At 55.3% G+C, this 20,775-nt stretch carries 16 protein-coding genes; 5 read left to right on the forward strand and 11 right to left on the reverse strand.

Annotated elements, in window-relative coordinates; genetic code table 11:
• Nucleotides 1-162: 162 nt before the first annotated feature.
• The 9 genes from IE076_RS16955 to IE076_RS16995 all read right to left on the reverse strand — a co-directional run bounded on the left by IE076_RS16955 (nucleotide 163) and on the right by IE076_RS16995 (nucleotide 10,429).
• Nucleotides 163-408 (reverse strand): hypothetical protein, encoded by a 246-nt coding sequence (locus IE076_RS16955; RefSeq protein WP_194539866.1) that lies wholly within the window; start codon nucleotides 406-408, stop codon nucleotides 163-165.
• Nucleotides 409-445: 37 nt separating this feature from the next.
• Nucleotides 446-1,513 (reverse strand): SDR family oxidoreductase, encoded by a 1,068-nt coding sequence (locus tag IE076_RS16960; protein ID WP_189437964.1) that lies wholly within the window; start codon nucleotides 1,511-1,513, stop codon nucleotides 446-448.
• A 322-nt stretch (nucleotides 1,514-1,835) separates the two neighbouring features.
• Nucleotides 1,836-2,273: a glyoxalase superfamily protein gene (locus IE076_RS16965; protein WP_189437965.1), complete on the reverse strand. Its 438-nt coding sequence runs from the start codon at nucleotides 2,271-2,273 to the stop codon at nucleotides 1,836-1,838.
• Between the two features lie 190 nt (nucleotides 2,274-2,463).
• On the reverse strand, nucleotides 2,464-3,615 hold the full coding sequence (locus IE076_RS16970; RefSeq protein ID WP_244649713.1) for a DSD1 family PLP-dependent enzyme: 1,152 nt from the start codon (nucleotides 3,613-3,615) through the stop codon (nucleotides 2,464-2,466).
• Between the two features lie 68 nt (nucleotides 3,616-3,683).
• Nucleotides 3,684-6,083 (reverse strand): thiamine pyrophosphate-binding protein, encoded by a 2,400-nt coding sequence (locus IE076_RS16975; protein ID WP_189437966.1) that lies wholly within the window; start codon nucleotides 6,081-6,083, stop codon nucleotides 3,684-3,686.
• A 192-nt stretch (nucleotides 6,084-6,275) separates the two neighbouring features.
• Entirely contained in the window at nucleotides 6,276-7,331 is a 1,056-nt protein-coding gene (locus IE076_RS16980; protein WP_189437967.1) for an AbrB family transcriptional regulator, read from the reverse strand.
• A 36-nt stretch (nucleotides 7,332-7,367) separates the two neighbouring features.
• Nucleotides 7,368-8,885, reverse strand: coding sequence for a tripartite tricarboxylate transporter permease (locus IE076_RS16985; protein WP_189437968.1), 1,518 nt, complete (start codon nucleotides 8,883-8,885; stop codon nucleotides 7,368-7,370).
• A gap of 9 nt (nucleotides 8,886-8,894) precedes the next feature.
• Nucleotides 8,895-9,380, reverse strand: coding sequence for a tripartite tricarboxylate transporter TctB family protein (locus tag IE076_RS16990; protein ID WP_189437969.1), 486 nt, complete (start codon nucleotides 9,378-9,380; stop codon nucleotides 8,895-8,897).
• Between the two features lie 65 nt (nucleotides 9,381-9,445).
• On the reverse strand, nucleotides 9,446-10,429 hold the full coding sequence (locus IE076_RS16995) for a tripartite tricarboxylate transporter substrate binding protein (protein ID WP_189437970.1): 984 nt from the start codon (nucleotides 10,427-10,429) through the stop codon (nucleotides 9,446-9,448).
• Between the two features lie 108 nt (nucleotides 10,430-10,537).
• Between IE076_RS16995 and IE076_RS17000 the strand changes: the two genes are divergently transcribed.
• The 4 genes from IE076_RS17000 to IE076_RS17015 all read left to right on the forward strand — a co-directional run bounded on the left by IE076_RS17000 (nucleotide 10,538) and on the right by IE076_RS17015 (nucleotide 14,564).
• A complete protein-coding gene (locus IE076_RS17000) occupies nucleotides 10,538-11,203 on the forward strand; it encodes a response regulator transcription factor (protein ID WP_189437971.1) in 666 nt (221 codons plus the stop codon).
• The gene (locus IE076_RS17005; RefSeq protein WP_189437972.1) at nucleotides 11,200-12,585 is read left to right on the forward strand and encodes a sensor histidine kinase; all 1,386 of its coding nucleotides are present in this window, start codon (nucleotides 11,200-11,202) and stop codon (nucleotides 12,583-12,585) included. Before IE076_RS17000 ends, IE076_RS17005 begins: the two co-directional genes overlap by 4 nt.
• Entirely contained in the window at nucleotides 12,555-13,592 is a 1,038-nt protein-coding gene (locus IE076_RS17010) for an ABC transporter substrate-binding protein (RefSeq protein ID WP_189437973.1), read from the forward strand. The genes IE076_RS17005 and IE076_RS17010 overlap by 31 nt, the downstream gene beginning before the upstream one ends.
• Before the next feature lie 204 nt (nucleotides 13,593-13,796).
• Nucleotides 13,797-14,564, forward strand: coding sequence for an alpha/beta fold hydrolase (locus IE076_RS17015; RefSeq protein ID WP_189437974.1), 768 nt, complete (start codon nucleotides 13,797-13,799; stop codon nucleotides 14,562-14,564).
• Between the two features lie 132 nt (nucleotides 14,565-14,696).
• On the opposite strand, the gene IE076_RS17020 is transcribed toward IE076_RS17015, so the two are convergent.
• The gene (locus IE076_RS17020) at nucleotides 14,697-17,816 is read right to left on the reverse strand and encodes an autotransporter domain-containing protein (RefSeq protein ID WP_189437975.1); all 3,120 of its coding nucleotides are present in this window, start codon (nucleotides 17,814-17,816) and stop codon (nucleotides 14,697-14,699) included.
• An 867-nt stretch (nucleotides 17,817-18,683) separates the two neighbouring features.
• Between IE076_RS17020 and IE076_RS17025 the strand changes: the two genes are divergently transcribed.
• Entirely contained in the window at nucleotides 18,684-19,460 is a 777-nt protein-coding gene (locus tag IE076_RS17025) for an HAD family acid phosphatase (protein WP_189437976.1), read from the forward strand.
• 307 nt (nucleotides 19,461-19,767) lie between these two features.
• Here the strand turns inward: IE076_RS17025 and IE076_RS17030 are convergent, their stop codons facing one another.
• Nucleotides 19,768-20,394, reverse strand: coding sequence for a LysE family translocator (locus IE076_RS17030; protein WP_189437977.1), 627 nt, complete (start codon nucleotides 20,392-20,394; stop codon nucleotides 19,768-19,770).
• Nucleotides 20,395-20,775: the final 381 nt, after the last annotated feature.

Genomic DNA, 20,775 nt, shown 5'->3' on the forward strand with positions numbered 1-20,775 from the left:
TGCCCTGTCTGCAACCAGCAGCGCTCAGCCAGATTATAAATACAGGCGGGGAGGACCCACCGGAACTAAGTGCACTAAGCTGTCTCAGTTAATGGCCGTAGAGGACCTCGCCAAGCAAGCCGTTATCTGGCGAAAGGGCGTTCGGCCTTCAATGTAGTTCTGTCAGACGCCTGTCAGGACCCACCGGATCTGACCGTCCGCAAGGATGATCACGCAGCCAGCAGGAAGGCTCTTCCTGCCTTCTTCCAGAGATTCCACCTCATGCCCCGCAGGCAGCTGCCTATGGCGTGATGATGAAGCACCGTAAAGCCAAAGCCTCAATGCCGGACAGACGGAGAGGAGTGATCTGGAGTCGTACGGCCCAGAACCAAGCTTCACGCTCCCTGACGCATAAACTACAGACCACATGCCCTAATCCGGCATTTCTGCTCCGATGGAGTTCACTCTAAGGAATAATCCGCTCGGCTCTTAGTCGATCAAACAGGTCGATGAAACTACGTTCACTGTCCTGAAACTCTTTGAAGCCAAGTCTGCGGCTTTTGGTCATGGACATGAGCAACTCGAGTGGACGGCTGAGATCTAAATCCGAATGCCAGCCGGAAGCCAGTTTCTCCAGCGGGTTCCGTTGCAACCCATGCTTCTCTATCAACTCGTCCCAAGTGCCAGAGCACCCTTTGAGGAAGTCTTCGAGTGAGAGTGATTGCACAGGCTGAGCAGGAACCTCAAGCTCGAAATATCGCGCGATCGTGGCCCACATATTGCGCCACCGGATTACTTCGCCATTGACGATGTTAAAAGCTTCATTTCGTGCGTTTGGCTCCGTCGCAGCCCAATGCATTTGTTTTGCCAGGATCCGAGCGTCTGTAAATCCATAAAGACCATTGTAAGAAAACTCAGTTCCTGGAAACGCAAATGGCCGCCCGGTGGCTTTACATATGGAAGCGAACGTCGCCAGTGTGACACCCATATTCATCAAGTTTCCGAGGGTATACCCCACAATGGTATCTGCACGATGGACTGACCAACCACAGCCATTTTCCGCACAATGCTCAAAGAGAACGTCTTCCTGCTCGTAATAAAAATTAGGCTTGTCCAAGCGCGGAAGATCTTCGCGAAATGGAGTTTGAGCAGAAGCAGGATCGAATTCCCCAAACGGGCCTACATAATGTTTTCCGCCCGTAACAAGAGCGACATGGCGCAGGCGAGAGCTCTTCCTGAACGGAGCAAGAGCCGCCCTCATCATCTCACCGTTAAGGCGAATGTTCTCCGCCTCATCTTTTCCCAGCGCCCATGCGCAATAGAAGATATGGGTGGGGTCAATCTCCGACAGTTCTTTGGCTGCTTTTGCGCGATCATGGAGGTCTACATTATGACATGTAATGTACGAGGCACCGCGGACAGGCTGTCGCGAAACTCCATGAATTTCCCAGTCATTAAGGCTATTCAAATGGGCCGCCAGATTACCACCAGCAATTCCCGTAACTCCAAAAATAAGCGCTCTTTTTGCGTACATGAAAGTACCTCCTAAAGGTTAGTCGGGAGGCAGCAATAGTTACATGGCAATATTATGTCTTCACGCGCGATATACATCATGTAGATATTCTTTTTTAACGCTTAGAAATATTGCAATAAAATAGATTATACTTTGACGTTCCAAATATTCATAAATAAAAATCACCTTCGCAGTGCAGCTTACCTCTGTTTGAAGGTGGTCGGGGGAGATTGCTGCTATACCGGCTTAAAGGTTTGCGCCCAGTCTTTACACCTGACAGGATCACGCGCCTCTGCTTTCAAATCGGGAGGCATATACCTCCCGATTTATTTCTAATAGTGCCTTAAAGGCCGGTAAGCACCAATTGCGGTTCACCATCGGAGGTCTTCTCACTGGTCGTGCCATCCGCATTCACAGTGCAAGTCACCCGTTGGCGGTAAGCAGAGAAGCTGTCAAAGCTCACCACATCGACCGGTTGATCAAAGTGCAGCGTCAGGCGCGTCCGGCAAGCGGCCACCGAGCTTTGCACGCCAAGTACCTCCGCATTAAACCGTTGACCAAGATATCTGCCAGAGACCCGGTCTCCGGGGCGCAAGTACAGCGCAGGTGGACGGTTGCCGACAGCCGCATAAAGGGTGTTCCAGTCGCGATAGCCTTGCTGTTGGGCAATCAGTTCCAGTGTCTGGGAGTGGGATATGGTTTCGCCGCGCTTTTCCAGCGCAACACGCAATTGCTTCGCCTGCGTTTTTAACGCGGAAAGGGAAGGAAGAGATCCGTTCATTTCATAGCCTCAAACTATGCGGGATCAACTTGATGGGGCTCGCATTGCCATCAACCCGCTTATTTGGGCTGAGGTCGTCTCTCTTGTTTCAGGCTTCACCATGAGCATTGCTCTGCGAGCGGCAGGGGCCTGATCCCGTGCCGCGCAAATTACAGAGGAAGGCCCTTGCTGTCAAATAATGATGGAAATTTTAGTAAAACTTGCCTCGCGCCGTCACCGGCCAAAGCGTTTCCACCACACCGTCACGCACGCCCACATACCAGTCGTGCAGGTTACAGGTCGGGTCACAATGGCCCGGCACCAACTTGACCCTTTCATTGATGCTCAGCGTGTTTTGCGCGTCTTTTAAAACCCCGTGTTCGTCCGAAAAAACAAGAGCTTGCAGGTCGGGCCGCTCAAACACGGTGGGCAGACCGGAATCGGTGCTGTGCGCCTTCAAACCCGCATCACATACCGCCTGTCCATCAATATCGGTGGACATGATGGAGGTCAGCACAAACAGCGCATTATCAAAGGAAGGCAGCTGCTGGCCCTCCTTGTCCTTCACCTTCCTGTAATCGGCGTCCATGAACAAATAGGAGCCACATTGCAACTCGTTGAAAACACCCGAGGCCGCCTCAAACGGGTAGGTTCCGGTGCCCGCACCGCCCACGATATCGCACGGGATCTGGTCTTCCGCCAACAGGTCCACCGCCTCTTTGGTGATGGTGATGGCCGTATCCATCAGCGCTTTGCGATCCGCGTAGTCATAGGCGTGTTGCGCCGCGCCCTGATAGGACTGGATGCCCGCAAAACGCAGCTTTGGTGCTGCAATAACCGCAGTCGCCAGCTCCAGCACTGCCACACTATCGGCAACCCCGCAACGGCCACCGCCGCACTCCAGCTCCACCAGAACCTCAAGTTCTGTGCCATGACGCACGGCGGCACGGGAAAGATCACCGATATTCGCCAGATTATCCGTACAGACCAGAACACGCGCACCCAGTTTGGGCAGCTGCGCCAAGCGGTCGATCTTGTAATGATCACACACTTCGTTGGAGACCAGAATGTCTTTGATGCCCGCCCGTGCCAAAGCCTCCGCCTCGCTCACCTTTTGGCAGCACACGCCGCAGGCGTTGCCTTGCTCCATCTGAAGCCTCGCGATGTCGGCAGACTTATGCATTTTGCAATGGGCGCGATGGCGCACACCATAACGGGCGATCTCATCGCGCATCTTCAGGAGATTATGCTCAAAAGCATCAAGGTCTACGATCAGCGCAGGCGTCTGCACCTCTTCCACACGCATCCCCGGCAGAGCAGGAATGTCGTAGCCAAGGGTGTACTGGGAAAAATCTGAGGTCACGGCAAAGTCCTTGAAACAGGCTCAAACGGGCAGAAGCACTGCAGCACACCGCGCTTCTGCCTGCAAGCTTAACTCGCCTTGATATAGCGAATCTTGCCACCTCTTGAAATGGTTTCCGCCGCCCGCAAGATGGATTGGGTATCAATACCATAATGTGCGTAAAGGTCGGCAATGGTGCCGGTCTGCCCAAAGTGCTCAACCCCCAGCGTGCGGATGGTGTTGCCCTTGACCGCGCCCAGCCATGCCAGCGTTGCCGGATGACCATCAAGCACGGTGATCAGCGAGCAATTGTCCGGCACATCCTCAAACAACCGCTCGATATGGCTGCGGGCCTGTACCGCTCCGCGATCCCGCGCCCGCTGCGCTGCCGTCCAGCCTGCGTTGAGGCGGTCGGCGGAGGTGATGGCGAGCAGGCCCACATCGCGCCGGTCCTCTGCCATCAAGCCAACGGCATTGATGGCCTCGGGAGCCACGGCACCGGTATAGGCAATCACGATTTCCGCATTCGGCCCCGGTTTGCGCAGCCAGTAGGCGCCATCGACGATGTCCTGCTCCTGTTCCGGCGAAATGGTGCGCTGTGGTTGTTCCAGGGGGCGGGTGGACAGGCGCAGATAGATGGAACCGCCGGTCTGATCCCGCAGCCATGTGCGTTCATCGGGGTCCCCTTCGCCGTCGCGCTGCATATAGTCAAACCCGAAGCGCATGATGGCCGCAAGCTCATCCACGAAAGCAGGCTCAAACGCGGCAAGGCCATCCTGCGCCATTCCGATCAACGGCGTGCTGATAGACTGGTGCGCCCCACCTTCCGGCGCCAGCGTCACACCCGACGGTGTTGCCACCAGCATAAAGCGGGCGTCCTGATAACAGGCGTAGTTGAGCTGGTCTGCCGCGCGCAAGATAAACGGATCATAGACCGTGCCAATGGGCAGCAGGCGCTGACCGTTAATGCTGTGGGACAGGCCCAGAGCCGAAAGCAGCAGGAACAGGTTGGATTCCGCAATTCCCAGTTCAATATGCTGACCTTGCGGAGAAAACGCCCACTTGAACGTGGAGGGAATACGCTCGGCCTTGAAGGTATCAGCCAGCTCTTCCTTGGCAAATAAGCCGCGCTGGTTGACCCATGGGCCAAGGTTGGTGGAAACCGTCACATCAGGCGCGGTGGTGACAATGTGCTTGGCAAGCGCATCATCCTGCTTTGAAATTTCGTGCAGGATCTGCCCAAACCCCATCTGCGTGGAAAGCATCTTTTCCGCCGCATCTGGTGCCGGCAATTTGGCTGGTACTGGTACTGTTTTCGCAGAATAACGGCGACTGCCTTTGGAGAAGAACGGGGCTTCAGCAACGAGCTTTTGCAGGTCTTTCGGGTCAGCGGCGCCTTCCCATTTGTCCCACTCATGCCCTTCGCGGATACCTTCCAGCTTGCGGTATTCTTCCATCTGCGTGGAGGTCATCAGGCCCGCGTGATTGTCCTTGTGTCCTGCCAATGGCAGGCCAAAGCCCTTCACCGTATAACAAATGAACAGCACCGGACGGTCATGCCCGCCTGCCTCTTCAAAGGCTTCCAGCAAGGAGGGCAGGTCATGCCCACCCAGATTGCACATGAGCGTTGATAGATCTTCATCACTGCGCCGGTTGATCAGCTTGCTAACGTCGCCCTGATCCCCCAGATCATCCAGCAGTCGTTTGCGCCAGGCAGCACCACCCTGATAGGCGAGGGCGCAGTAAAGCTGGTTCGGGCACTGGTCAATCCAGTCCCGCAGCTTTTCCCCGCCCGGTTCCTTGAAGGCTTCCTCCTGCAGACTGCCGTATTTGAGTGTGACCACATCCCAGCCGAAATTGCGGAAGATGCTCTCGAACTTCTCCCAGAGTCCTTCACGTACAACCGCATCCAGCGACTGGCGGTTATAATCCACGATCCACCAGCAATTACGTAGACCCTGTTTCCAGCCTTCCAGCAGGGCCTCATAGATATTGCCTTCGTCCATCTCCGCATCGCCAACCAGCGAAATCATCCGGCCTTCCGGCGCTTTGTTAAGCCCACCATGGGCCTTCACGTAATCTTGCACCAGCGAGGAGAACAGCGTCTGCGCCACGCCAAGGCCAACGGAGCCGGTTGAAAAATCAACGTCGTCGACATCCTTGGTGCGCGAGGGATAGGACTGCACGCCGTGGAACCCACGAAAGTTCTGCAACTTCTCAAGGCTTTGATTGCCCGCCAGATATTGGATGGCATGGAACACCGGCCCGGCATGAGGTTTGACAGCCACCCGGTCCTGCGGGCGTAAAGCGTGGAAGTAGAGCGCAGTCATGATGGAGCTGATGGAGGCGCAGGAGGCCTGATGCCCGCCCACCTTCACATCACCAACATCAGAACCGCGAAGGTGGTTGGCATTATGAATGGTCCAGGAGGCCAGCCATCGCACACGGCTTTCCAGTGCTCCCAAAATTTCCAGTGAAGCTGCGCTCATTAAACTCCCCGTCGGTTCCATTGGAATCTTTATTATGGGGTGAGGCTAGCAGGTTGTACGGGGAATATATCTTTTGAGCAGAATGATTTCCCTTCATGAATAAGGGAATTCATCCCCCATCACTCAAATTAGGGAAAAATGCTTCCGGCAAGTGGGCCTTGAACGCAGTTTACGCCCACTTCCTGACCTCGATCATACCCGCTCTTTTGCTGGGTCTGACGGTCTCACCCCACGCAGCAGAAGGGGGACGAGGACGGTCAGGAGAAGCAGGCGGAAGACGTGGTGGGCGGCAACGAAGGTCGGGTCCAAACCGCTCTGTACCGCAATGGCGGCCATAGCTTCAACGCCTCCGGGTGCAAACGCCACAAACAGCAGGCTTGGGTCAAGACCCACAAGCGCCATGGCCAAAATCACACCGAGGATCGCCATGCCAACGGTAATGAGTGTGACCACAATCCCTGCGCCAACGGCTTTGACAAACATTTCTGCACTGATGCCTTTGAAACGGGTGCCAATCAACGCGCCCATCACCAAAAACGAAGTGAGCGTAGCCCAGTCCGGCATTTTCCCCGGTGTCAGCTCAGTCAGGTGCCCCAGCGAAGACACCAGCATACCGCCAAGCAAGAAAGCGGCAGGAACTTTCAGCTTCTGAAAAATCACTCCCACAACTGCGGCACCCGCCAACACGTAAACGGCTGAAATTGCAGTAATATTCTGCGCCGGTAGGAAGGATGCTCCGGTTTCCTCGTAGAGAAGCGCGATGAAAGGCGGAACGCAGATGGTGAGGAACAGAACCCGCGTGCTTTGCGCAAGGCTGATACGGGTCACATCTGCCTTGGTGTCAGCGGCCATGCTGAGGATATAACTCAGGTGCCCCGGCACCGAGGCCAGCGAGGCGTTGTATGCATCAAACCCGAAGAAACGCACCAAAATTGCCCGGCTGAGCATCATGCTCAATCCCAGCGTGATACCGAGCGCAACAAAACTGGCAGGCCATGCCACGGCTGCATCAAGGACAGCAGGCGTCACACCGGACCCAATGCCAGCACCCAGAACGACAAAACACAGCGTACGCAACCAGATGGGAACAACAACCGGCGCCCCAAGCACCCCAGCCAACGTAACTGCCAGTGCCGAGCCGGTGAGGGGAGCAGCTGGGAATCCTATCAAAGTAAAGAGACCCGCCCCTGCGCTTGCAATTGCAAGCGTGATTGCCAGATTGGACAGGTCTGCTTTGTTGATGCTCAAAACTTGAATTCCCAGCTGCCTTGTTGTTTTTTCTTATTAGTCGCTTTCAGCGGCTTGCAGTTCTTGTTTACGCACACGCCGTGCACGGATCAGGGGCAACACGACCAGAACAACAGCCAGAACCAAGAGACCCATGGTCATCGGACGTTCCAGAATAAAGCCAATGCCGTCATAAAGCTGCATGGAGCGGGAGAAGTTGTCTTCCAGCATGCTGCCCAGAATGAAACCGATCAGCAGTGGGGCAAGTGGGTAATTGGCAAATCTCAGTAGCGTTGCACACACTCCAAAGCCTACCAGCATCAGCAATTCCGTCGCGTTGTTTTGTCCAATGTATGCGCCCATTAGGGTGAAAAAAAGGATAAACGGAATAAGAAAATTGCGCGGAACAGCAAGCACCTTAGCGATGTATGGTATGAGCGGCAGGTTCAGGATCAGCAGGATTACATTGCCCACATACATGGAGATGATCACTGACCAGAAGATCTCCGGTTGATCCACCATCAGGCGCGGTCCGGGGGAGACATTCAGCGCGATGAGAGCGCCCAGCAAAATTGCCGTGGTGCCTGAGCCCGGAATACCGAGCGTCAGCAGGGGAACGAAGGAACCAGTACACGCTGCATTGTTGGCAGCCTCTGGTGCTGCAAGGCCTTTGACGGAGCCTTTGCCGAATTCTTTCTGCTCCTCTTTCGGCGCGATATTGCGCTCAACCGCATAACCAAGGAACGAGGCAATGGTTGCGCCTGCACCCGGCAGAACGCCGATAAGGAAGCCCTGAATGGATTGGCGGCCAATCACCGGAGTGATCTTCTTGGCCTCTTCCTTCGTGATACGCAGATCCTTGATATCACCGCTCGAACCGCCGGAGTTGGAGCGGGACGGGTCCAGCACAAGGAACAAGGCTTCCGGCAGGGCGAACATGGCCATGGCCAGCGTGATAAAACCGAAGCCGGACTGAAGATCCAGAATGCCCATGGTAAAGCGTGGCTGATTGAACAGAGCGCCTTCGCCCACCGTAGCCATCATCAGGCCAACCAGCGTCATGAGCAGCGCCTTGCCCACCTGTCCGCTGCCTGCAAATGCAGCGATTGCGGAAAGGCCAACCACCATCAGTGCAAAGTATTCAGCAGAGTGGAACAGCAGGGCGACGGAAGCCAGTGCTGGCGCAAAGATCATCAGCAGGATCGCGCCAATGCTACCGCCTGCGAAGGAGGAAATGGCAGCAACGGTGAGCGCCTTACCGGCCTTGCCCTGACGGGTGAGGGGGTATCCATCAAAGCTGGTGGCAACAGTGGAGGCAACGCCCGGTGCGTTGATGAGGATGGAGGAGGTGGACCCTCCGAAGATCGCGCCATAATACACCCCGGCAAGCAGGATCAGCGCGGCGGATGGATCACCAATGGAGATGGCCACCGGGATCATGATTGCGATGATGGACATGGGGCCAAGGCCCGGCAACATGCCGATGAAGGTGCCGATGAGGCAGCCGCCAATCACCATCAAAAGATTAGAAAACGAAAAGGCCGTAGAGAGGCCAACCCAGATACCGTCTAACATAGTGGCCTCCTAGCTTAGGAATGTTGGCAGGGGGCTGAGGTAAATTCCCAGCGTTTGCTGAACCAGATACCAGACGCCACCAGCAGCGGCGGCAGCCACGGGTACAAGGATGTAGAAGCGACGCTCCCCGAGCAACGCAGCGGCTACGACCAGAAACAGTAGGGTGGAGAGCAGGAAGCCGGCAGGGCGCAGCAACAGCGCGTAAGCCACCATCAGCACGAGCAGGAACACAGCCTGTCCGATGTTGTAATCTCCCAATCGGCTGAAATCGATCTCGCCCTCATCCGCGTCAGCGGGCTTCTTTTCAAACCCCAGCAGAATGACAAGACTTGTGATTGCTGCGCCGACCGCAATGATTTTTGGAAACGTGCTCGGCCAGATCGGATTAAACCGCATAAACGGCGGCAGGCCTGCGTCCATCATAAAGAACGCGGTGTACCCGTACATGAGACTCACTGCCAGAATGACAAGTGCGATCCATCGGTCCAGTGCCATCATCCCCTCCCGTTGGCGTGGCAAGTGGATGCGCTGGTGTCAGCGCATCCCTTGATTTTCGTGTTTTAGAGGAAGCCCAGCTTCTTCATGAGGTCACCAATGGCTTTTTCCTGACCTTCAAGGAACGCCTGGAAGTCTTCACCGGAGTTATGGATGTTGACCCAGCCATTACGCGCACGCACTTCTTCCCACTCAGGAGTGTCGTACATCTTCGCAAGAGCTTCCTGATAAGCAGCCACTTGTGCTTCTGGCAGACCCGGAGCCCCGAAGAAACCACGCCAGTTGACGAACGTGGTGTCGATGCCCTGTTCCTTCATGGTTGGTGCATCTTCGTAAGCAGCAACGCGCTCGTCGGCGGTCACGCCAATGATTTTCACTTCGCCCGCGTTTGCAAGGTCAATCGCCTCGGAGAAGCCAGTAGAAAGCGCGGAGATTTCGCCGGAAAGCAGCGCCGCCATGGCCTTGCCACCTGCATCGTACGGAATGTACTTCACTGCGGTCGCATCTTCACCAGCAGCTTCCATCACCATGGCTGCAACAAGGTGATCCATGCCGCCCGGTACAGAACCGCCGCCAATCGCTGTGCCGCGCTTGTCAGCCTTATAGGCTTCCAGCAGGTCACTCATGGAGTTGATTGGGCTGTCCTTACCAACCACGATGGCCGCATAGTCACCAATGGTGCCGGCAACCAGTGTCAGGTCACGGAAGTTGTGCGGGAATACGCCTGTCAGGGACCGGATCACGATTGGCGTGGAGTTCACCATCAACGTGCCATGCTGGCTTGCTGCGTTCTCGATGAGATACCCGATGGCCTTACCGCCGCCGCCACCGGACATGTTTTCAAAAGAAGCTGTGCCTACAAGACCGGACTTGGTTAGTGCTTCGCCGGTGCCACGTGCGGTGCCGTCCCAGCCACCACCAGCGCCACCCGGAATAAGGAAGTGGATGCCCTCAACCACAGGTTCAGCAAGTGAAGCTGCTGGCATGGAGAAAGTCATCGCGGCTATAGCCGCTGCCGCAACTACGCGGCGCGCCCGAATAAAACTCATGTTGTCCTCCCATTTGACAAGGGCAGCATTTGTCGCCCATGTCTTACGTGAAAACACGGTAACCTGACACAAACCTGTCACCTCCGTGATTTTTTGGGGAAGCGAAACATGAGATTTCTTCTGGTAGAAGATAACGCCAAATTGGCAACGTCCATCATCGAGCGATTGACTCTGGACGGCCATGTTGTTGATCACGCAGCTGAAATTTCGATAGCAGAAGATTATATTGCCACCGCAGATTACGACATGATCCTACTCGACATCATGCTCCCTGACGGCGATGGAAGAGATTTTCTAAACGAACATCGGGGCCGTCAGGATGACACGCCGGTCATCGTGCTGACTGCCCGCTCCGAGGTTTCTGACAGGGTTGGGGTGTTGGATCTCGGGGCGGATGACTACATCACCAAACCCTTTGATTTCTCAGAGTTAGAAGCGCGCTGCCGGGCTGTGATGCGGCGCAAATCCGGCGGTGTGACAAACGCCAAACGGTTTGGCGATCTGGTGTTCGATTCATTGGCGGGTACGCTCACAATCGGCAGTGAAACTGTCAGTTTGCGCAACAAAGAGCTGCGGCTTTTGGAGATTTTTTTCAGCGCGCCGGATGTTATCCTCTCAAAAACCAAGCTTGTGGATAGATTATTTGCATACAACGAGGACGTGTCAGAGAACGCCATTGAGGTTTATGTGGCCCGCCTGCGCAGGCACATCGCCAACTCCCGCGTGCAAATCATCACCGTACGAGGGCTGGGATATCGGTTGAGCCTGACATGAGCGAAGTCGCCAATATCTCCGGCTCTATCCGCCGCCGCCTGACCCTGCAGCTGCTCGGCATCGCCGCCGTGCTGGCCGCGCTCTTGTTTGTAATGGTGATGACCTACGCAAAGCAGGTGGCTGAAGAGTCTCAGGACAACATCCTGTCTGCCTCCGCCACAGCCATTTTGGACAGTGCCGCCATCCAGAGCGGTGAGGTGACGGTCGACATTCCCTATTCAGCGCTTTCCATGCTCGGCAATGTGAGTGATGACCGCGTGTTTTACCGCGTCGTCACTGATGGAGATTATCTCACCGGATATGAAAGCCTACCGGAAACCACCGCGCCGCGAGGACAGGAGAACCACCAGTTCATCACCTCCCACTATCTGGGTGAGAGCATCCGCATGGTGTCGGCCACCCGTCGTCTGTCCAATGCTGCTGGGCCCGTTGAGGTCACCGTGTCCGTTGCCCAGACCTTGAAGCGTCAACGCGAGACGTTGGAGCGCATCTCCACCAACGCCGCCTATCTGGGCTTCGGCTTCTTCATCGCCGCCGCTCTGCTTGGGGTTTTGACCGCCCAATCCGCCGTGCGCCCTGTTCAGACCCTCGCCAACTCCGTTTCTCGTCGCGGCCCGCAGGATCTGCGCGCCGTGCAAGCACCCGTCCCCGGCGAAATGGCACCACTAGTGGTGGCACTGAACCGATTTATGGCACGGCTGAAGAAGTCGCTCTCCCGCTCAGAAGAGTTCATCGCTGAAGCCGCCCACCGCATCCGCACCCCGCTTGCAGTGCTGCGCACGCAGGCGGAGATCGCCCTGCGCCGTGTGGAGCGGCCAGAAAACAGGGCCGCGCTGAAGGAGATGATCCGTGCCATTGATGAAAGCTCGCGTGCCGCCGGTCAGCTGCTCGACCATGCCATGGTCTCCTTCCGCACGGACCACCTGGAGGTCAAGGAAATCAACCTGCTGGAGCTGGCAGATGAAACCCTTGAGCGCTTGCGTCCACTGGCGGAAATGCAGGACAAAACCCTGAGCCTGCGTGGAGACGTACCGCCCCCCATCAAGGGCGATGCCATTCTCATTCAAAACGCGCTGAGCAACATTTTGGACAATGCCCTGAAGTACGCCCCTTACGGCGAAGATGTGCAGGTCAGCGTGGCGACCGAAGGCAAGTGGGTGGTGCTTTCCGTCTGTGATCAGGGCCCCGGCTTTGCGCCGGAGGACATGGAACAACTCACCGAACGGTTCTCGCGCGGCAAAAATGCGCAGGACACGGTTGGCTCCGGTCTGGGCCTGACAATTGCCGAAGAGGTAGCGCAAGCTCACGGTGGGCACCTGAAACTATCCAACAGAACAACAAAAAGAGGCGCATGCGTATCCTTCTTCTTCCCACAGTTCTGATTGCGCTGGCAGCCTCGCTGTTTTCAGCCAGTGCATTCGAGATTGAGCAACACAAGGTCTTTCCTGCCCAACAGGAAAGCGCGCGGCTGCGCATCATCTCCAACTCCGACATTGATATCTTCGCCCCCATGGTGGAGGCCTTCCAACGCAAATACCCCGGTGTTTCCGTTGACTACACGGTGGTCAGCAGCACGGAGTTGATGACGGCACTCTATGAGGAAAATCAGGTATTTGACGTGGCGATTTCCTCCGCCATGGACCTGCAGGTGAAACTGGCTAATGACGGATTTACCCGCCCCCACAGCTCACCGGTCGCTATCCTGATGCCCGACTGGGCCCGCTGGCGTGACCACGTCTTCGCCTTCACGCAGGAACCAGCCTCCGTGGTCTATTCCAAAGCCGCCTTCGCCGGACTGGACGTACCAACATCACGGCAGAGCCTGATCGCAACCCTGCGCAACCATCCGGACCGCTTTCAGGACAAGGTGGGCACCTACGACATTCGCGAAAGCGGCCTTGGTTTTCTGTTTGCCACGCAGGATGCGCGCACCTCAGACACGTTCTGGCGTCTCAACGAAGTGATGGGCAGCCTCAACGCCAAGCTCTACTGCTGTTCGGCTGACATGATTTCCGACGTCACCACCGGAAAGCTGGCGATGGCTTATAATGTGCTCGGCTCCTACGCGCTGGCCCGCGCGGCCAAAGACCCTGATATCGGCATCCTGCATCTGGAAGATTTCACCACCCTCATGCTGCGCTCTGCCATTATTCCGGTAGGAGCAGAGCAGCCGGAGATTGCGGGCACTTTCATCGATCACCTCATCATGTCTTACTGGAGTGAGGAGGGGTCCGATTACTACCCCTATCCCAAGCTGGATCGCAGTGAAGTTGCGCCTAACATGTCCCAGCGCGCCATCCGTCTTGGGCCCGGCTTGCTGGTGTTTCAGGACAATCTAAAGCGCCAGCATTTCCTGCGCGCATGGCAAAACGCCATTATTCAGCGCTAAGCAGCAGAGATGTTGTAGATACCTGCGCCCATCAGAGTTGATGGACAGCTTTGCACGGGGCAGAGCCGTGTCTTTTAGGAGACATCAGGCAACACTTGGATGAAACGGAGACCATTAAGTCTGGTCCCGCTGGTTTTCTTTAGTTTAATACTGGCGCCGCCTTCGCCAGTATTACTGAAGAACCTTTCATTTTAGGATAAGCCAATGAAAAACAAAAGACTATTCCTCCTGCACGGCGCACCCGGTCACTCTGGCATATGGGGCCCGGTACTCGACCTGCTGCCCAACGATCTGGAAGTGATTTGCCCCACGCTTGAATGGTTCGGGCCCGAAGACTGGAAACGCCCCGGCGAGGAATTTTCAACGGAGGCACATAGCGAGCAGATCTGTAATCTCCTGAAGGAACACCCCAAGGGCGACAATTACGTTGCGGCGTGGTCCTACTCGACCCATCCGGTGCTGCTCGCCCTGATCAAGCATCCGGAACTCATTGCCGCGGCTCTGCTGTATGAACCGGGATTGCCAACCTATCTGGATACGCAGGAGGAAATTGACCGCTTCCAACACTCCGCCGCGCATGGTTTTACGCCAATCATTTCTGCCATGCAGGAGCAGGGCGCAGCTGCAGCGGTGAGAGCCTTGTTTGACAGTTCTGGCGGCGTAGGATGTTTTGAGAGCATGAGCGAAGAACGGCAGGCGCTTTATCTGCAAAGTGAACGAATGATGCCGTTACTGCTGGGAGGCGGGCAACACCCGACAAACATTCAAAGCGCAGATCTGAAGCGGATCAAGACGCCGGTGACGGTTATTCTGGGAGACCGAAGCCCGGACCATTTCGCCATCCCGTCACGAAAAGTCGCGGCCACAGTCGCAAATGGACATCTTCGGATGCAAGAAAACTGTGACCATATGATGCCAGAAAAAGACCCGGCGCGTTTTGCCCGTCTTCTGAGGGAGTGGCTGGAGGTTTAACCAGCCCTAGTAGAAGGCGGTCCGTTTGGCGGGCTTCACAGCAAAAAGGGGCAGATCATGACGATCTGCCCCTCATTCTTTGCCGCACCTGCCATGTCATGACGCCAGGCGCGATAGTGGCAATGCGATCCGTTAGAACGTGACGGAGTACTTCAGCTTGGAAGCCTTCGTCCAGTCATTGTCGTAGGTCGGGCTTTCAATCTGCGAGATCCACTCAATCCGTTGGGATGGGCTGAAGTCATAGCCAAGACCAAACAGAGCATGGGCCCGCACGCTGCGACGGTCTTCGCTGCTGTCAAAGCTTACCGCAGTGTCCTCTACCAGATCGATCGCGCCGTTGAGCATTGTACCGTCCGTATAGACATCCACATCAGCACCGACGCCCCCATACATGGTGAAGCCATTGCCCCATGAATGCTCTGCGTTTAGGCCAGCAGTGACCACTGTCGCAGTATACGTCATGGAGTCAAAGTACAGTGCAGTATCCAGATCATGAGCTTCTGTGTAGTCGCTCACTTTCGTGCGCTCGTAATACACACCTGCATACGGGCTAAAGGTGGTGTTATCGCTATACGCAAAGTCATAACGCAGCGTTGCGCCGAACCCTGCACTGTCGATCTCAATGTCATCAGAACCAATCTGAACATTGGACAGACCTACACCACGCTTGATGTCATAGGTGGAGCGTGCATACGCACCATCCAACCGCAAACCAAACTGACCACGACCAACGGACAGCAGATCCAGATCCAGATAACTGCTGAAACCATAGCCCAGACCGCGTTCAGTTGTATCACTGATGCGCTCGTCACTTAGCACAGCCACAGAACCACCGAAGGTGATGCCGTCAGAAACTCTGATGGAGCTGGCCAAAGTAGCTGCATAGTTTCCATCATTTTCCTGCCACAGCCCAGTGCCGCCGACGCTAAAGCCAAACTGCTGGTCAGAGCCCAGTCTCACCACATTGCCGCGTAGTTCACGCTGCCAATAGTTGGTCCGTGCCAAAGCCTGCTGGATTTCAGCAGCAGTTTTAGCAACCGATACCTGAATATGATCCAGATCCTGTATGCCTGACGAGTTGCCACCTGGTGAGATGCCACCGGTGTTGGAATCGTCGGTATCACCATCAGTCGGTTCACCATCGGTTGGACCACCGTCAGTCGGGCCGCCATCTGTTGGGCCGCCATCTGTTGGACCACCGTCGGTCGGGCCGCCATCTGTTGGACCACCGTCGGTCGGTTCGCCGTCGGTCGGGCCGCCATCTGTTGGACCACCGTCGGTCGGTTCGCCGTCGGTCGGGCCGCCATCGGTTGGGCCGCCATCTGTCGGTTCACCATCGGTTGGACCACCATCCGTTGGACCGCCATCCGTTGGACCACCGTCGGTCGGGCCGCCATCTGTTGGACCACCGTCGGTCGGTTCGCCGTCGGTCGGGCCGCCATCTGTTGGACCACCGTCTGTCGGTTCGCCGTCGGTCGGGCCGCCATCGGTTGGGCCGCCATCTGTCGGTTCACCATCGGTTGGACCACCATCCGTTGGACCGCCATCCGTTGGACCGCCATCGGTTGGGCCGCCATCTGTTGGACCACCGTCAGTCGGGCCGCCATCGGTCGGCTCGCCGTCGGTTGGGCCGCCATCTGTTGGACCACCGTCGGTCGGTTCGCCGTCGGTCGGGCCGCCATCTGTTGGACCACCGTCTGTCGGTTCACCATCGGTTGGACCACCATCCGTTGGACCGCCATCGGTCGGGCCGCCATCTGTTGGACCACCGTCGGTCGGTTCGCCGTCGGTTGGGCCGCCATCGGTCGGTTCACCATCGGTCGCGCCGCCATCTGTCGGTTCACCATCGGTCGGGCCGCCATCTGTTGGACCACCGTCAGTCGGGCCGCCATCCGTTGGGCCACCATCAGTCGGGTCGCCGTCGGTTGGACCACCATCCGTTGGGCCGCCATCTGTTGGACCACCGTCGGTCGGTTCGCCGTCGGTTGGGCCACCATCGGTCGGTTCACCACCGGTTGGGCCGCCATCCGTTGGACCACCATCGGTCGGTTCGCCGTCTGTCGGACCGCCATCAGATGGGTCGCCATCATCGGAGCTGCCGCCGTCGCTTGGGATAACATCCGGAGTGGTGACTTCCACTCTGGTACCATCGGCCAGTACAAGGTCTTTCTTGAAGATAAAGGCGTGGGTTTCGCCACTATCTGTGTCGGAGTAACCTACAACAACCGTTCCATCGTCACTAACGGATCGGGCCACAGATGTTCCGGTATTATCGCTTTTGAGGGTACCCAACTCTTCCATGTCACCATCGTCGCCAAACCCCTCAAACCAGCGGAACGCCTGTTCTTCGCCACTGTTTGTAGTTGCCTGCCCAACAATGACGCTGCCATCGAAGTTCACATCCCACGCCGTGGATTCACCTGCGCCATCGGTTCGCAACGTACCCAGAGAAACCATTTCCGTCTCTCTGGTCCAACGAAACGCGCGAAATTCATTCGTTCGTGTTCCGCCATCGAAAGTTGAGCCACCGACAACTGTACTCCCATCAGCACTGATGCTATAGGCCTCAGAAACTCTGGCATTCTCCGGGTCCGCTTCCAGGGTCCCCAGATCCTCCATCTCGTCGGTGCTCTCATCCCAAAGGAACGCATGTTTACTTTCATCGGTATTAGCAAACCCAACGACTTTGCTGCCATCCGCACTGACATCATAGGCCTTAGAGTAGCCGTCGCCAGTGGTTACCAGCGTTCCAAGGTCTTGCATACCGCCGTCTTCAGTCCATCGGAAGGCATGATAATACCAGCTGTTACCCGTATCAGAGTACCCTACAATTGTGCTTCCATCATCGCTGATGTTATAGGCTTCCGAGTTACTGAAGCTGTTGACTGACAGCGTGCCCAGTGACTCCATGCCACCATCTACAGTCCAGCGGAAGGCATGGTAGTGGTAGTTGTAGTCGGTGTCAGCAACGCCTACGACCACTTTTCCATCGGCGCTGACGCCATATGCCTCAGAACGGCCACTATTGATTGTTCTTTCGGTACTCATATCGTTTTTGCGTAAGGTACCGAGATCTTGCATGCCCCCGTCTTCCGTCCGACGAAAGGCGCGACGGTAGATGTCACCGGTGGAATAGGTTGACCCGATGACGACGCTACCATCCGCGCTGACGTCATACGCCTTGGATTCACCCCGGACCCACGCGTTTTGTGGATCGTCTTGATTGCTGGTAGCGGCGTCTTCTTTCTCCACTAAGGAGAATTCTTGCGCCTGGGATATTGATGTTAAGAGAGACAGTACTAAGACTGATACACCTGTACTAAATACAGATCTCCTGTGTCTTAATATACTTGATTGCAGCATAATACTTTTTAACCCCCGAAGATCTAATGTATTCGACAGGCTACTCTTAGGTAAAGAGCGACCCATAAGATCGCAAGCGAACTTATCGATAAAAAGATCTCTATTTTTCCTGCTATTTACTATAGCAACTATGTCGCGTAGCTATTGAACGCTGGGATTGCAATCGGGCGTTAACCATTTTTAACTAAAATCCAAGATATATCACAGGCATTGCAAACTCTGATTGTACTTCTGAGTCTTTTTGCACCTGACGCAATTTTTGCGCGAATTCGAGATTGCTAATTGAGAACGAAAACCGCCATAAAGACACCATAAAGCCGCCATAATCCGGGCTTTTTGCAGGGTGGGACGCCCGATCCGAATCAAAAAAGGAAAGCCGATCCAACCACGCTATTTCGCGTTTATCTGTGAACCGGATGACAGTCGATTATCGCTGGTGGGGAGATGAGCGCAACTTATAGTTGCAGTTAACCGTCTGCGATCACAACGCATCATAAAACGTGCTGCACTCTACGGTGCAGCAACCTATTCTCGAAGGGATTTAGCCCCAATCAACTTCGATCAACAAGCGCTCAGCACTGCTAGGAAATAATTGAATAAAATTCAACTGTTCCCTGAAAGATGTCAATAAGACTATCTTCACGGTTCCCTTTTCAGATGGCTTTTTGTAAGCCATGAGCTTGTGGCATACGTATTATTTCTTGGACCACTCACCTCAGGTCCAGAGAGTATGAACTCAACGAAAGAAAGAGTCTTATGAAACACCGTTTCCTCACCACCACGGTTCTCACCTGTCTGTCTGTTGGCATGTTCGCTCAGGCGGGTTCTGCGCAAGAAGCTTCTGCAAACGAATGCTCTGTTGCTGAATTCGCAATGGGTCTGCGTTACCAGCAGCAATCTGCTGAGGTCCGTGCGCTCCAGCGTCAGGCCTATAACATTGCCACGCAGAAGTTGGCTGAGGCGGTCGAAAAAGCTGAGGATCCGTCCAAACTGGCTGTGGTTTCCGATCTGGACGAAACAGTGATTGATAACTCCGCGCTGCTGGCGCGCGATCTGGCAAACTGCCACACATACGATGCTTGGGACACATGGCTTCCATGGGAACGTGACGGCGAGCCGAACCTGATCCCAGGTGCAAAAGAATTCCTCAACTACGCTGATGAGCTGGGCGTTTCCATTCGCTACATCTCTGACCGTTCTGATGAGCAGAAAACTTACACCATGGAAACGCTGAGCGAGCTGGGCTTGCCGCAGATCACCCCTGAAACCGTTCTTCTGCTGGGTCCTCCGAAGACCGAGCGCCGCGCTCTTGTGAGCGAAGATCACCAGATCGTTCTGATGCTGGGCGATACCCTGCATGACTTCGACGGCGGTTTCCGCAAGACCCCTCTGGATCACCAGAGATCATTGGTAGAAGACAATGCTGCGAAATGGGGTACCGAGTGGATCGTATTCCCGAACGCCACTTACGGCACATGGTCTGAAGCTCCCCTGACCGAATGGGAAGACGAAGTCATCATCGAAGAGTGGTAAGAAACACCGCTTAATCTTCCTCAAGACCACTGAGTGGATTTAAGGAAGGCTGGTTGGGCTGCAAAGCCCAGCCAACGCGCTTTATAGTGATGTCAGCAATCAACGCTTTTAGGTCCAAGACGGATCAGTAGAGCCTTATGAATGACCTGACATCACTTGCCGCTGGCCAGCTTCCCACACGGAGCTGGCTTTTTTCGTAACAGCAGGCAAGCCTGACGTGCGTACCCTAGTTTCCTCAGCACGGTTCACAACGCGACGGACTTAGGGACGGATCAGTAATCTGCTTGGAAGCTTTGTCTGGCGGGCTTTATGAGAAGACCATCATCACGGCCAACAGGAACATGACAATCGCGTTCAGTCTGTTGAGCACTTTCACGTTGCCGCTTTGCGACATGCGTCGGCCAATCCTGTCTCCGCCAAATGCGTAGAGCATCATGCAGAAGAATTCGATAGCCATGACGATTGTGATGATCAGCACGATCTGAAGCTGCAAAGGTGCGCTTTCAACGATGAAGACAGGCAAAAGCGCTGCAAACACCAGCCAAACCTTGGGGTTCAGAGTTGCTGTAAAGAAACCCTTGGCAATCAGCTTCTTCCTGCAATTGGTCACGAATGACACGTCTTTGTCATTAGAAACCTCCCCGCTATGCCTCAGATAGCCATAGGCCATATAGCAAAGGAATGCAGCGCCCAGATACCTGACCAGCTCGTAGACAACAGGCGTATGCACCATAACCGCCGTCACCCCTGCCAGCGACAGGATCGCAGCCAACGCCACCCCAATACATCCACCCAAAACGAACGGCAGGGCGCGGTTTATCCCATAGGACGCGCCAATGTTCATCGCGGCCAGCATATTCAATCCGGGTGAAACCGAGATCAGAAAGTATACCGGAAACAAAGAAAGCAGGAGTGAAAGGAAGACAGCAGCCATTTTATTGGTTCTTTTCAATTGCACTCGTGATCAGGCCAGTCTTACCTAAGTGTTAAACCCTAACAAACACCAATAAGACTCCTCGCAATTGTCTCTATCTGATGCCTTTACAAAAGAGCCTCAGCCGCACGCTCTCAATGCCTCGCGCAGAGCATCTTTTAGCCTTTTAAGTGACACAATATAACGGCCGCAAAGTCTTGCCTTTAGCCCTACCAACAACCGGAGTGTATCCTTATCCACTTTGCGTGATGGGCCCCAATGAAAGAGACCGCCTACGTATATGCCGCAAGAGACATCCGCTAATACAAGTAAAAACTGACCAACACCACCAACCACCATGTATAAGTCGGAAAATCATAGTATTTTCTACATCATAACTTC

Source organism: Pseudovibrio japonicus (assembly GCF_014651595.1).
Taxonomy (GTDB): domain Bacteria; phylum Pseudomonadota; class Alphaproteobacteria; order Rhizobiales; family Stappiaceae; genus Pseudovibrio; species Pseudovibrio japonicus.

Coding starts and splice junctions, on each gene's coding strand:
- IE076_RS17030 (WP_189437977.1), bottom strand. CDS start 20,394: ATGGCTGCTGTCTTCCTTTCACTCCTGCTTTCTTTGTTTCCGGTATAC.
- IE076_RS16985 (WP_189437968.1), bottom strand. CDS start 8,885: ATGTTAGACGGTATCTGGGTTGGCCTCTCTACGGCCTTTTCGTTTTCT.
- IE076_RS17000 (WP_189437971.1), top strand. CDS start 10,538: ATGAGATTTCTTCTGGTAGAAGATAACGCCAAATTGGCAACGTCCATC.
- IE076_RS16990 (WP_189437969.1), bottom strand. CDS start 9,380: ATGGCACTGGACCGATGGATCGCACTTGTCATTCTGGCAGTGAGTCTC.
- IE076_RS17015 (WP_189437974.1), top strand. CDS start 13,797: ATGAAAAACAAAAGACTATTCCTCCTGCACGGCGCACCCGGTCACTCT.
- IE076_RS17025 (WP_189437976.1), top strand. CDS start 18,684: ATGAAACACCGTTTCCTCACCACCACGGTTCTCACCTGTCTGTCTGTT.
- IE076_RS16965 (WP_189437965.1), bottom strand. CDS start 2,273: ATGAACGGATCTCTTCCTTCCCTTTCCGCGTTAAAAACGCAGGCGAAG.
- IE076_RS16995 (WP_189437970.1), bottom strand. CDS start 10,429: ATGAGTTTTATTCGGGCGCGCCGCGTAGTTGCGGCAGCGGCTATAGCC.
- IE076_RS17005 (WP_189437972.1), top strand. CDS start 11,200: ATGAGCGAAGTCGCCAATATCTCCGGCTCTATCCGCCGCCGCCTGACC.
- IE076_RS17010 (WP_189437973.1), top strand. CDS start 12,555: ATGCGTATCCTTCTTCTTCCCACAGTTCTGATTGCGCTGGCAGCCTCG.
- IE076_RS16960 (WP_189437964.1), bottom strand. CDS start 1,513: ATGTACGCAAAAAGAGCGCTTATTTTTGGAGTTACGGGAATTGCTGGT.
- IE076_RS16975 (WP_189437966.1), bottom strand. CDS start 6,083: ATGAGCGCAGCTTCACTGGAAATTTTGGGAGCACTGGAAAGCCGTGTG.
- IE076_RS16955 (WP_194539866.1), bottom strand. CDS start 408: ATGTGGTCTGTAGTTTATGCGTCAGGGAGCGTGAAGCTTGGTTCTGGG.